At 74.6% G+C, this 11,778-nt stretch carries 12 protein-coding genes; 9 read left to right on the top strand and 3 right to left on the bottom strand.

Features of this window, described 5'->3' with window-relative positions; genetic code table 11:
* Positions 1-164 precede the first annotated feature (164 nt).
* From CG747_RS39205 to CG747_RS39185, 5 genes are all read left to right on the top strand, one after another.
* On the top strand, positions 165-350 hold the full coding sequence (locus CG747_RS39205) for a hypothetical protein (RefSeq protein WP_100606658.1): 186 nt from the start codon (positions 165-167) through the stop codon (positions 348-350).
* 248 nt (positions 351-598) lie between these two features.
* Positions 599-787 (top strand): hypothetical protein, encoded by a 189-nt coding sequence (locus CG747_RS39200; RefSeq protein WP_100606657.1) that lies wholly within the window; start codon positions 599-601, stop codon positions 785-787.
* A gap of 325 nt (positions 788-1,112) precedes the next feature.
* On the top strand, positions 1,113-2,696 hold the full coding sequence (locus CG747_RS39195; RefSeq protein WP_100606656.1) for a class I adenylate-forming enzyme family protein: 1,584 nt from the start codon (positions 1,113-1,115) through the stop codon (positions 2,694-2,696).
* A 93-nt stretch (positions 2,697-2,789) separates the two neighbouring features.
* Complete coding sequence (locus tag CG747_RS39190) at positions 2,790-3,398, top strand: TIGR03086 family metal-binding protein (RefSeq protein ID WP_100606655.1); 609 nt, start codon at positions 2,790-2,792, stop codon at positions 3,396-3,398.
* Between the two features lie 116 nt (positions 3,399-3,514).
* Positions 3,515-4,480, top strand: coding sequence for a TIGR03619 family F420-dependent LLM class oxidoreductase (locus tag CG747_RS39185; RefSeq protein ID WP_100606654.1), 966 nt, complete (start codon positions 3,515-3,517; stop codon positions 4,478-4,480).
* 37 nt (positions 4,481-4,517) lie between these two features.
* Here the strand turns inward: CG747_RS39185 and CG747_RS39180 are convergent, their stop codons facing one another.
* Complete coding sequence (locus CG747_RS39180; RefSeq protein WP_100606653.1) at positions 4,518-6,164, bottom strand: FadD3 family acyl-CoA ligase; 1,647 nt, start codon at positions 6,162-6,164, stop codon at positions 4,518-4,520.
* Between the two features lie 111 nt (positions 6,165-6,275).
* On the opposite strand from CG747_RS39180, the gene CG747_RS39175 reads away from it, so the two are divergent.
* The 3 genes from CG747_RS39175 to CG747_RS39165 all read left to right on the top strand — a co-directional run bounded on the left by CG747_RS39175 (position 6,276) and on the right by CG747_RS39165 (position 8,767).
* Positions 6,276-7,427 (top strand): lipid-transfer protein, encoded by a 1,152-nt coding sequence (locus CG747_RS39175; RefSeq protein WP_100606652.1) that lies wholly within the window; start codon positions 6,276-6,278, stop codon positions 7,425-7,427.
* A gap of 72 nt (positions 7,428-7,499) precedes the next feature.
* Entirely contained in the window at positions 7,500-7,982 is a 483-nt protein-coding gene (locus CG747_RS39170; RefSeq protein WP_100606651.1) for a Zn-ribbon domain-containing OB-fold protein, read from the top strand.
* The gene (locus CG747_RS39165; RefSeq protein WP_100606650.1) at positions 7,979-8,767 is read left to right on the top strand and encodes an enoyl-CoA hydratase/isomerase family protein; all 789 of its coding nucleotides are present in this window, start codon (positions 7,979-7,981) and stop codon (positions 8,765-8,767) included. Before CG747_RS39170 ends, CG747_RS39165 begins: the two co-directional genes overlap by 4 nt.
* A 37-nt stretch (positions 8,768-8,804) precedes the next feature.
* Here CG747_RS39165 and CG747_RS39160 read toward each other — a convergent pair whose 3' ends face one another.
* Positions 8,805-9,389 (bottom strand): hypothetical protein, encoded by a 585-nt coding sequence (locus CG747_RS39160; RefSeq protein ID WP_100606649.1) that lies wholly within the window; start codon positions 9,387-9,389, stop codon positions 8,805-8,807.
* Between the two features lie 208 nt (positions 9,390-9,597).
* On the opposite strand from CG747_RS39160, the gene CG747_RS39155 reads away from it, so the two are divergent.
* Positions 9,598-10,305 carry a hypothetical protein gene (locus tag CG747_RS39155; protein ID WP_100606648.1) on the top strand — a complete coding sequence of 236 codons (708 nt, stop codon included), beginning with the start codon at positions 9,598-9,600 and terminating at the stop codon, positions 10,303-10,305.
* A gap of 42 nt (positions 10,306-10,347) precedes the next feature.
* On the opposite strand, the gene CG747_RS39150 is transcribed toward CG747_RS39155, so the two are convergent.
* A partial coding sequence (locus CG747_RS39150) for a PQQ-binding-like beta-propeller repeat protein (RefSeq protein WP_257981025.1) occupies positions 10,348-11,778 on the bottom strand: 1,431 nt, incomplete at its 5' end.

The following is an 11,778-nucleotide window of genomic DNA, read 5'->3' as shown; positions in this document are numbered from 1 at the left end:
GCGGTCCACTCTCTCTCATGTCGAACCGCCGCCTCGGGGGGCAAGCGGCTCGGCTGTCAGGCCCCATCGTTAAGGTGAGCGGCCGTGGAACGTCCGTCCGGCGACCAACAGGGGAGTCGCCGGCCGGGCCTTCCGAAAGCGCCCACACACAGGAGTTGATTGTTGTGACGAACGAGCAGGCACCGGCACGCAACGAGCGCGACATCATCAAGCCGATGGACAAGCACGCGCCGATCGCCACACCCGGCCTCGGTAAGAAGGCACCCGTGAAGCCCGTGAACGCCGAGGCGTCGCCGGCCGGCACCGTCACCGCGCAGGACAAGCACGCCCCGCTGGGCGAGCCGCGCTAGTCAGACCGCATCGGGGGAATCCCAGGAGAGCCCGGGGGGGGGATTTTCCAGGGGTTTCGGGGGACGGCAGGGGCTGGTCCCGATGGCATGGAGGGGAGCCATCGGTACCGGCCCCTGCTGCTTGTCCGCACACGGCCGGACATTCGGCCGTACTCCATCACTTTCCGGCCAGGCCACCGAACATCTGTCCAGTCGTGGTTAGCCTCACTTGGCAAGTGGCCATCCCATCTTCAGAGAAGGAGACCAGAGTGACCCGCACCGTTCACACTGTCACCCTTGCCGCCGTCACCGTCGCCCTGCTCGGCGCCGCCACCGCGCCGGCGCTGGCCGCCGCGCCGCACGCCCGGCCCGGTCTCGTCCAGCCCTTCGACCGCCATGCGCCCATCACCAGCGCCGTCACCAGCGCCGTCGCCCCGCAGGACCGCCACACGCCCTGATCCGGGCGCCCGGGACCGCGGGCCGGCCGCCGGCCGCGCGACGCCGCCCGAGCACACCTCTTGTCCACCACCCGCCGGTCGTCGCCTTCCTTGCCGTCCCGCCCGTTTCTCCACTCCTTCTTCTTCTCTTTCTTCCTCCGCTTCTCCGTCCTTGTCGACGACTTGTCCACACGGCACCGGCGGGGTCGTGCAGCCGCATGACCCCGCCGGTGCCGCTCTTCGCCCCCGCAGGTATCTGATGTTGCGTCAGATTGGGGTACAGTCCCGCCACTTGGATCCAGCACGCCGGCGGAACAGCCCGCCCGTCCACCCCAGGAGGCGCGCCGTGTTCGAACCCGCCCGTATACGCACGCTGTGGGAACTGGTCGAGTACCGGGCGCGGGCCTCCGGAGACGCGCCGATGTTCTTCGACGGGGACGGCGGCCGGACCGCGACCTTCGGCGAGGTACGACAGGCGGCGCTGCGCGCGGCCGCCGGTTTCCGGGAGCTGGGGATCGGTCCCGGTACGCGGGTGATGTGGCAGCTGCCGACCCGTGTCGACACGGTGGTCGCCTCGCTCGCGCTGGCCCGGCTCGGGGCCGTGCAGACGCCGGTGCTCCATCTGCACCGGGCGCGCGAGGTCGGGTTCATCCTGGCCGAGTCGGCGGCGGAGTTCGCCCTCGTGCCCGGGGTGTGGCGGGGGTTCGACTATCCGGCGATGGTGCGCGGCGCGGCCGGGGAGCACTCCGCGGTGCGCGTGGTGTCGCTGGCGGACGGGCTGCCCGACGGGGATCCGGACGCGCTGCCGGAGCCCCCGGAAGGCGGGGACGACCGCACGCGCTGGATCTACTACACGTCCGGAACGACCGCCGCGCCCAAGGGAGTCGAGCACACCGACGCCTCGCTCGTCGCCGGCGGCGTGGGGCTGGCCACCGCACTGGGCATGTCGGCCGACGACATCGGCTCCATCGCGTTCCCGTACGCGCACATCGCCGGGCCGGACTACGTCATCGCCATGCTGGTCAGCGGGTTTCCGGCGGTGGTGCTGGAGACGTTCGACGCGGCGCGGGCGGCCGAGGTCTACCGGCGCCACGGGGTGACCATGGCGGGCGGCAGCACCGCGTTCTACCAGGCGTTCCACGAGGCGTCGCGGCGCCGCCGGGCGGCCGCGCCGGACGCCGGCCCCCTGATCCCCTCGCTGCGGCTGCTGTCCGGCGGCGGGGCACCGCTGCCGGCCGAGCTGTACCGGGCGGCCGGGCGGGAGTTGGACTGCGCGATCGTGCACGGGTACGGGATGACGGAGTGCCCGATGATCGCGATGGGGACGCCGTACGACAGCGACGAGCAGCTGGCGCACACGGTCGGCAGGCCGGTGGCGGGCGCCCGGGTGCGGATCGTCCGGCCCGACGGGAGCCCGGCCGCGCCCGGCGAGACGGGTGAGGTGACGGTCGGCGGGCCGATGGTCTTCCGGCGGTACACCGATCCCGCGCTGACGGCCGAGGCGTTCACCGCGGACGGCGCGTTCCGCACCGGCGACCTGGGCCGGCTGCGCGCCGACGGCCACCTGGTGCTCACCGGGCGGCTCAAGGACATCATCATCCGCAAGGGCGAGAACATCTCCGCGCAGGAGATCGAGGACCTGGTGCACACCCATCCGGCGGTGGCGGAGGCGGCGGTGATCGGGCTGCCGGACCGGGAGCGGGGCGAACGGGTCTGCGCGGTGGTCACGCTGGCCGGGGCGGGGGACGGCGCTACGGCTACGCCCCGGCTCACCCTGGCCGACCTCACCGCGCACCTGCGGGCGGCCGGGCTGATGACGCAGAAGCTGCCGGAGCAGTTGGAGATCACCGAGGCGCTGCCGCGCGGCGGACCGCTGAACAAGGTGGTGAAGGCGGCGCTGCGGGAGCGCTACGGGGCCCTGCGGACATGAGCCGGGCGCGCCGATGAGTTCTCGGCGCGCCGGGGGTCTTCACTGGTGGAACCGGCCGCGGCGGCCGGTCCGGCAAGGGAAGGGACCCGGATCATGACCGAGAAGACGGAGCGGACCGCGGTGATCGATTTCGCGGCGCAGGCGCAGGAGGTGGCGCGGCTCGCCGCGGGCACCACGGAGCGGCAACTGGCGGCGCCCACCCCGTGCGCCGCATACGCCGTACGGCATCTGCTGGGCCATCTGGTGGGGCTGACCGCCGCGTTCCGGGACGCCGCGCGCAAGGACCTGGGGCCGACGACCGACACTCCCCCGGGCTCGGCGCTGCCCGACCTGGCCCCCGAGTGGCGCGCCGAGCTGACCCGGAACCTCGACGGGCTGGTGGCCGCCTGGCGCGACCCGGCCGCCTGGGAGGGCGAGACGCGGGTGGGCGGGGTCTGTCTGCCCGGGGCCGCCGCGGGCGGCTTCGCACTGAACGAGCTGGTCGTGCACGGCTGGGACCTGGCGCGCGCCACCGGCCAGGAGTACGCGCCCGACGAGGCGAGCCTGCGGCTCGCACTCGGGCTCCTCGAAGCCACCGCCGCCGCCCAGGGGGGCCCGTCGCCCTTCGGACCGCCGGTCCCGGTGGCGACGGACGCGCCGCCGCTGGACCGGGCGGTGGCCCTCAGCGGACGGCGGCCGGACTGGACCGCGCCGGCCCGCTGACCTGCCGACGGCACCCCGCCGTGCCGTCCGGCCCTCCCCTTGACCCTCACATCCGTGTGAGGCCCTAGAAAAGGGGCCGTCCGACCGAGTCACCCTTTTCGGGAGCGGAGGCCCCCATGAGCGACGCCGTCACCACCCACCGCGCCACCACCCGGCACCAGGCCGGGCCGCACCGGACCGGTACGCACCCCGCCGGTCCGGGCGCGGCCGGGCGGCCGGACCGGATGCGGCTGCACGTCGTCCTGCCGTCCGAGTCGGGGGCGATGGCCGCCGAGGAGCTGGCGCGGCTGGCCCGGTCGGCCGAGGAGCTGGGGTACGCGGGGGTCTGGCTGCCGGACCACCTGCTGCCGCCGGACCCGTACGGGCGGCCGCCGGAGGGCTACGGCGGGGTGTACGAGCCACTGACCACGCTCGCCTACCTGGCCGCGGCGACCGAACGGATCACGTTGGGCACCTCGGTGCTGATCGCCCCGCTGCGCGAACCGCTGCTGCTGGCCCGGCAGTCGGCGACACTGGCCCGGCTGAGCGGCGGCCGGTTCGTGCTGGGCGTCGGCGTCGGGTGGCAGCGGTACGAGTTCGACGCGGCCGGGGTCGACTTCGGTGACCGCGGCGCGCGTACGGACCGGGCGCTGCGGCTGGTGCGGCACCTGCACACGGGGGCCGGCGGGCCGTACGACGACGGGCCGGTGGCGTTCGACGGGCGGGCGGCGTTCGAGCCGGTGCCGCGGGAGCCGGTGCCGTTCCTGATCGGCGGGAACGCGGACGCGGCGCTGCGGCGCGCGGCGGAGTTCGGCGGCCACTGGCAGGGGGTGGGGCTCGCCCCGGGGCGGTTCGCCGAGCGGGCGGCGGAGTTGGCCCGGCGGGCCGCGGCGCGCGGGACCCATGTCACGGCCGGCACCCGGATCGGCTGGGAGGGCCCGGACCGGACGGTGGCGGACGTGGCGGCCGAGGTCGCGGCCTGGGAGGCGGTGGGCGCGGCGGAGCTCGGGGTGTGGTTCGGGGCGGCGGGCCGCGGTTTCGCCGACCGGATGCGGGCCCTGGCGGAGCGGACCGGGGTGTCCGGCGGCCGCATCGCGTGCTGACCGCCGGGCCGTCGCGCTCCGCCTCTCCCGGGGGAACTCAGCCGGGCACGCCCTGGCCGGCGCCCGCGGCCCCGCCCCGCAGCAGCCCCTTCACCACCTTCCCGCTCGCGTTGCGCGGGAGGCCGGCGACGAACTCCACCTCCCTGGGGACCTTGTAGTTCGCCATCTCACGGCGCGACCAGGCGATCAGGTCGTCGGCGGTGAGCCGGGCCCCGGGGCGGCGGACCGCGTACGCCTTGCCGACCTCCCCGAGACGCCGGTCGGGGATGCCGATGACGGCGACCTCGGTGATGTCCGGGTGGCGGGCGAGGAGTTGCTCGATCTCGGCGGGATAGGCGTTGAAGCCGCCGACGATGAACATGTCCTTGATGCGGTCGGTGATCCGGAGGTTGCCGGCCGGGTCGAGGACGCCGACGTCGCCGGTGCGCAGCCAGCCGTCGGGGGTGACCGCCGCGGCGGTGGCGGCCGGGTCCTCGAAGTAGCCGGACATCACGTGGTAGCCGCGGACCAGGACTTCGCCGGGCTCGCCGGGCGGCTGCGGGCGACCGGTGGCGTCCACGACCCGGACCTCGGTGTCCGGTATGGCCCGGCCCGAGGTCGACGCGATCACCTCGGGCGGGTCGCCGCGGCGGCACATGGTGACCACGCCGGTGCTCTCCGACAGGCCGTAGGCCGTCAGGACGGTGGCCACCTTCAGCTCGCCGCGCAGCCGTTCCACCAGCTCCAGCGGGACGACGGCGGCGCCGGTGACGACCAGGCGCAGCGCCGAGAGGTCGTGCAGGGCGCGCTCGGGGTGGTCCAGGAGCTGCTGGTGGAGGGTGGGCGGGCCGGGGAGGACGGAGATCCGCTCGGCGGCGATGTTGGCGAGCGCGGTCTCCACGCTGAAGACCGGCTGCGGCACCATCGTGGCGCCGCGCAGCAGGCAGGCGACGATGCCGGCCTTGTAGCCGAAGGTGTGGAAGAAGGGGTTGACGATGAGGTAGCGGTCGCCCTCCTCCAGGCCGGCCAGTGCGCTCCAGACGTCGTAGGCGCGCAGGGTCTGGCCGTGCGTGATCACGGCGCCCTTGGGGTGGCCGGTGGTGCCAGAGGTGAAGATGAGGTCCGAGGGGTCGTCGGGGCCGAGGGCGTCGGCCCGGGCGCGGACCGTGCCGGCCGGCACCGCCGCTCCGGCTGCGAGGAAGTCGCGCCAGGTGGTGAAGTCGGCGGGGGCGTCGTCGGCGAGGACCACGACCCGTTCCAGGTGCGGCAGTCCGGGCAGCGGGCCGCGGCCGTCGCCCCGCTCGGCGGCGCGGCGCAGCGAGGCGACGTAGGACGTGCCGAGGAAGGTGCCGGTGACGAAGAGGACCTTGGCGCGGGTGCGGCGCAGGATGCCGGCCGCCTCGGTGCCCTTGAAGCGGGTGTTGACCGGAACGAGGACCGCCCCGGAGGTCACCGCGCCGAGGGCGGAGACGATCCAGTCGAGGGTGTTGGGCGCCCAGACCGCGACCCGGTCGCCGGGGGCGACGCAGGCCGCGACGCAGGCCGCCGCGGCCCGCTCCACCCGCGCGCCCAGCTCGGCGTAGGACACCCGGGTGCGGCCCTCGACGACGGCCTCCCGGGGGCCGTACCGCGCGGCCGCCGCACGCACCAGGTGGGCCAGCGAACCGTACGCCGTGTCCGCCCGCGCATCGAGCTGTTCGCCCATCGCTGCCTCCCGCTCCCGGCAAAAGACCCCGTACCGCAGTAGCTGACTGTCCGTCAGATTAGCGGTAGCCTCCTCCGCTGTCAGCAGTGACGACCGACCACGGAGGTGGCGATGGGGGCGACCCTCAAGGACGCTACGGCGATCGTCGGTATCGGACAGACACCCTTTGCCAAACAACTCCCCGCATCCGAGAAGGCGTTGGCGTGCCGGGCGATCGTCGCGGCCCTGGACGACGCCGGGATCGCCCCCTCGGAGGTGGACGCCTTCGCCTCGTACACCATGGAGGAGACCGACGAGGTCGAGGTCGCCAAGTCCATCGGCGCCGGGGACGTCACGCACTTCTCCAAGGTCGGCTACGGCGGCGGCGGTTCCTGCGCGACGGTGGCGCACCTGGCCGCCGCCATCGCCACGGGGCAGGCGAGCGTCGGCGTCGCCTGGCGGTCCCGCAAACGCGGCTCCGGACCGCGGCCGTGGACCAACACCCGCGCCCAACTCCCCACCCCGGGGCAGTGGACCCGGCCCTTCGGCCTGCTCCGCCCCGCCGACGAGATCGGCATGCTGGCCCGGCGCTACATGCACGAATACGGCGCCACCCGCGATCACTTCTTCAACGTCGCCCTCGCCTGCCGCAACCGCGCCAACCAGAACCCGGCCGCGATGATGTACGACCGCCCGCTGACCCGCGAGATGTACATGACCGCCCGCTGGATCAGCGAACCGCTCTGCCTCTTCGACAACTGCCTGGAGACCGACGGCGCGCTGGCCTGCGTCGTCGTCTCCGCCGAACGGGCCCGCGACTGCCGCCGGCGACCCGCCTACATCCACGCCGCCGCCCAGGGCCTGCCCGCCCAGCACCACGGCATGGTCAACTACTGGAACGACGACCCGCTCACCGGCCCGGCCCAGGCCGCCGCCCGCCACCTCTGGAAGGGCGCCGACCTGGGACCGCAGGACGTCGACGTGGCGCAGATCTATGACGCGTTCACCCCCCTGATACCCCTCTCCCTGGAGGGCTACGGCTTCTGCGGACGCGGCGAGGGCGCGGCCTTCACCGAGGGCGGCGCCCTGGAGATCGGCGGTCGGCTCCCCCTCAACACCGGCGGCGGCGGCCTCTCCGAGGCGTATGTGCACGGCTTCAACCTCATCACCGAAGGCGTCCGCCAACTGCGCGGCACCAGCACCGCACAGGTCCCCGACGCCGCCACCTGCCTCGTCACCGCGGGCGAGGGCGTGCCCACCTCCGCACTGCTGCTGAGGAGTTGATACGCGATGCGTGCAGACCACTCCCCGGGCGGGACCACCGCCGGGACCGAATCCGTAACTGTCCGTGACTCCATGACCACAAGCCTGCCACCCGCCACCGACAATCCCCCGGACCCCGGCGCCGGCCTGCTCGTTCCCGTCCCCGACGACGACGGGGCGCCGTTCTGGGAGTACGCGGCCCGCGGCGAACTCCGCGTGCAGACCTGCACCGACTGCGACGAACCGCGCTTCCCACCTCGCCCCTGCTGCCCGCACTGCCAGTCGTTCACCGCCCACTGGCAGCGGATGAGCGGCCGCGGCCGGATCTGGTCGTACGTCGTGCCCCACCCGCCACTGCTGCCCGCCTACGCCGCCCAGGCCCCCTACAACGCGATCATCGTGGAGCTGGCCGAGGCCCCGCGGATCCGCCTGGTGGGCAACCTCGTCACCGCCCCGGACGCCGCCCTGGACTCCGTCGATCCGGCCCGGCTGCGCATCGGCGCCCCGGTGAAGGCGGTCTTCCACCCGATGCCCGGCGGGGTGACCGTCCCCCGCTGGGTCCTGGAGCGGCCGTGACGTCCCCCGGGGTCCGCGCCGAGACCGCCGACGGGGTCGCCCTGGTCACCCTGGACCGCCCCGCCCGGCACAACGCCCTCGACCTCGCCACCGCCGCCGAACTCGCCGCCCTCTGGCGGGAGTTCCGCTTCGACGACACGGTGCGGGCGGCGGTGGTCACCGGCGCCGGCGGCCGCGCCTTCTGCACCGGCATCGACCGCGCCGCCGACGTGCCCCAGCCGTCCTCCCCGTTCTCCGTCGACGACCCGCTGCTCCGGATCGGCCCGAAGGCCAACGACCTGTGGAAACCGGTGCTCGCCGCGGTCGAGGGGATGGCCTGCGGCGGCGCCTTCTACCTGCTGGGCGAGGCGGAGTTCATCATCGCCGCCGAGGACGCCACCTTCTTCGACCCGCACACCGCCTACGGGATGGTCAGCGCCTACGAGTCCATCCTCATGGCACAGCGCATGCCCTACGGGGAGATCGCCCGGCTCGCCCTGATGGGCACCGCGGAACGGCTCGGCGCCCGGCGGGCCCACGCCATCGGCCTGGTCTCCGAACTGACCCGGCCCGGCGCCGCGGCACAGACCGCGCTGCGCCGCGCCGAGGTGCTGGCCGCCCAGCCCACCGAGGCCGTCCAGGGCACCGTCCGCGCCCTGTGGGCCGCCAAGGAAGCCACCCGGGCACAGGCCCTGGCGCACGCCCCGCAGCTGATCGCGCTGGGCAACCTGCCGCCGGACCGCCAGGCCGCGCTGTTCACCGCCCGCCCACGGAACACCGGGGACGCCCCGCCGCCCGTCAGATGACCCGCCGCACACCGGTCAGGTCACCGCGGGACCCGCCTCACATCTTGGTCTTGCTCGCCCGGGTGATCTGGCAGGTGTACCAGAACGCCTGCCAGGAGGACTGGTTCAGCGTGTACTTGGCGGTGTAGGTCTCGGTCGCGCCGGGCGCCACCACGACGCTGCGCTGGTGCTCCCCGTAGGACGAGCCGTCCGCCGGCCGGTCCTTCATCCAGTCGATCCGCATGTCGTAGGAGTACGAGCTGGTCGTGGACGGGTTGGTGATGGAGACCGTGTACGTGAACTGGCGCAGCGAGGCGGAGAAGTCGCAGCCGCTGCCGCGGACGTCGGACCGCCCGTCCGGGTTGTAGGTCTCCTGCGTCGGCGACGGCGAGTAGCTGTCGAAGGAAGGCGTGTCCGTCGGCGTCGGGTGCAACGGGTCGTAGCTGGAGGAGGGCGACGCCGTCGCCCAGTCCGGCGGCGGCACGTTGATCTTGGGCCGGGCGAACGCGCAGCCGCCGACCGTGGCGAGCGTGACCGCCGCCACCGCGACCGCGGCCCCCGCCCTGATCCCCCTCCGGACCCGGTCCCGGTCCGCGATGCCTCCGGCAGCCGTGCCCGTACGCGTGCGCGTGCGCTGCTCCATGCTCTTCGCCCATCCCCCGTTGCTACGTCCAAGACGCGCCACCCCGAGGGTTGACGCGTGCACGGCACCCTAGCAAGAGCCGGGACACCCCGTACGGGAGCCTCAGCGGAGGAGGACCGCATCCGGCCGCCCTTGTCTAGCGGGGGCAGACGGGCAGGCGTAGCGTCGGTCACGGGACGACGGGACGAGTCGAAGCGAGGCGACGCCGGTGGTGCGCAACGTTCTCGGCTCCCTGATCGCCCTCATCGGAGCGACGGCCGCCGTCTGGAGCCCCTTCCGTCCCTGGTACGACGGCCGTCACGGAAGCGACATCCGGATCGAGGACCTCTTCAACGGCCTCACGGACAACGGCGCCACGCTCTTCGGCTCCCTGGTGCTCCCGATGGTCTTCGCCGGGCTGCTGACGCTGATCGGTGTGGCGCTGCGCTCCCGATGGCTCATCACCCTCGCCGGGCTGGTCGTCCTCGGCTTCACCATCCTGTGGATGGTCCGCCAGGGCCAGAGCGCGGGCGAACTCACCGCCGGGACACACGGGCTGGGCGTCGGCGTGGCCAACGCCCTGGGCGGCGGCGCACTGCTGATCCTGGGCGCCCTCGTCATGCGCGGGCGCGCCCGCCGGGTCCCCGCGGACGAGGACTACGACGAGGCCGAGGCCGAGCCGTACTACCCGCCACCCGACACCTGGGACCCCGGCCACCAGCCCACCCAGGAGTGGCACCCGGAGCCGTACCGCCCCACCCCGGCGACGCCGCCCGTGGAGTGGGGCCGCGACCAGCGGCCGCCCGGCCCCGAACACGGCCAGGACGACCGGCCGACCCGGCCGACCCGACCGGACTGGCCGGCCCCGCCCGACGGACCGGAAGCACCGGGCACACCGGGCGACCACGGGGGGCCGACCGGACCGCACCGGCCCTGAGGCCCCCGACAGGCGGGACTGTGCGGACCCCGCCTACCCGGCCTACGGGCGCCGGGCCAGGCCCGTCCCCTTGGCGGCGTCCAGCGCGTACACGCAGCGGTCCTTGCTGCAGGCGTAGACCACACCGCCGACCGCCACCGGCGAACCGGTGATCTCACCACCGGTGGCCAGCTTCCAGCGCAGCTGACCGCCCATCGCGTCGAGGGTGTACAGGCAGTGGTCGGCGGACCCGAAGTGCACCCGGCCCTCGGCGACGACCGGGGAGCCCACCACCTCGGCGCCCGCCTGGAAGCGCCAGCGCGGGGTGCCGGTCACCGCGTCGAGGGTGTAGAGCGCCTTGCCGCTGCCCAGATGGACGGCGCCGTGCGCGACCAGGACCGGTTCGGTGGACTGGCGGGCCTCGGTGGCGATCCGCCAGCGGTCCCGGCCGTCCGCCGCGTCCAGGGCGTAGACCGTGCCCAGGTAGTCGGCGAGGTAGAGGCCGCCGCCGGTGACGGCGGGGCCGGGCGCGAAGGCGGGCGGGCTCAGGAAGACCGCGGGCGCCTCGAAGTGCCAGCGCACATCGCCGCGGGCGGCGTCGAGGGCCAGCACCCGGGTGCCGGCGACCACGTACACCGCGCCGTCCGACGCCGGCAGCAGCCGCATCGGGACGCCGCCGCAGGACGCCGCGTCGCCCACCGGGTACGACCAGCGCTCGGCGCCGGTGCGCGCGTCCAGTGCCTTCAGCCGGGCCTCGGCCCAGACGTAGACCGTGCCCTCGTGCTGCACGGGCGCGGCCTCGGGGTTCTCGAATTCGGTCTGGGCGCCGGTGAGCTCCCACCGCAGCTCACCGGTGGTGGCCTCCCATGCCTGGACGCCGCCGCCCCGGGTGCTGGTGACGACGGTGCCGCGGTCGGCGGTCAGGGCGTAGGTCCACCCCTCGCTGTTCAGCCGCCAGCGCTCGTTGCCGTCGTCGGCGTCCAGGGCGTAGAGGGTCGGGCCGTCCGAGGCGTGGATCCGGCCGTCGGCGACCGCCATCGCCCAGGCGACGTCGCGGGTCTTGAACTTCCGCCGGCCGCTGGCCACATCGAGGGCGTGCACCTCGAACGAGGTCACGTAGAGCAGCTCGCCGGCGACCACCGGGGTGCCCCAGACGTCGTTCGACATCCGGAACCGCCAGGGGCGCCAGCGGCCCGGCTCGGCGGACGGTGCCTCCGGCGGGGCGGCCGGGGCGACGTCCGCATGGCCGGCGCTGCCGGTGGCCGCGCCCTGCTGCGGCACCCCGGCAGCCGCCGGGGCGCCGGCCGGCGGCCGGACCCAGTTCGTCGCGGCGGCAGCCGCTCCGCGCTGCTGCTGCGGGGCGTCCGTGGCGCGCGGCCCCGGCCCTATCGGGGCGGGCGAGCCGCCGAGCCGGACGGGACCGCCGGAGCCCTCCAGGGCCGGCGCGCCTCCCTGGCCGGCGGCCTGCGGCACCGGGGCCACCCCGCTGCGGGG

Source organism: Streptomyces sp. CB02959 (assembly GCF_002803155.1).
In the GTDB taxonomy this organism is placed as follows: domain Bacteria; phylum Actinomycetota; class Actinomycetes; order Streptomycetales; family Streptomycetaceae; genus Streptomyces.
The sequence above is the reverse complement of the archived record's forward strand: the minus strand, read 5'-3'. Positions and strand labels throughout refer to the sequence as shown.

Bases quoted from the DNA above. Each gene is read 5' to 3' on its own strand.
- CG747_RS39175 (WP_100606652.1), top strand. From the start codon at position 6,276: ATGGGGGCGACCCTCAAGGACGCTACGGCGATCGTCGGTATCGGACAG.
- CG747_RS39190 (WP_100606655.1), top strand. From the start codon at position 2,790: ATGACCGAGAAGACGGAGCGGACCGCGGTGATCGATTTCGCGGCGCAG.
- CG747_RS39180 (WP_100606653.1), bottom strand. From the start codon at position 6,164: ATGGGCGAACAGCTCGATGCGCGGGCGGACACGGCGTACGGTTCGCTG.
- CG747_RS39185 (WP_100606654.1), top strand. From the start codon at position 3,515: ATGAGCGACGCCGTCACCACCCACCGCGCCACCACCCGGCACCAGGCC.
- CG747_RS39160 (WP_100606649.1), bottom strand. From the start codon at position 9,389: ATGGAGCAGCGCACGCGCACGCGTACGGGCACGGCTGCCGGAGGCATC.
- CG747_RS39170 (WP_100606651.1), top strand. From the start codon at position 7,500: ATGACCACAAGCCTGCCACCCGCCACCGACAATCCCCCGGACCCCGGC.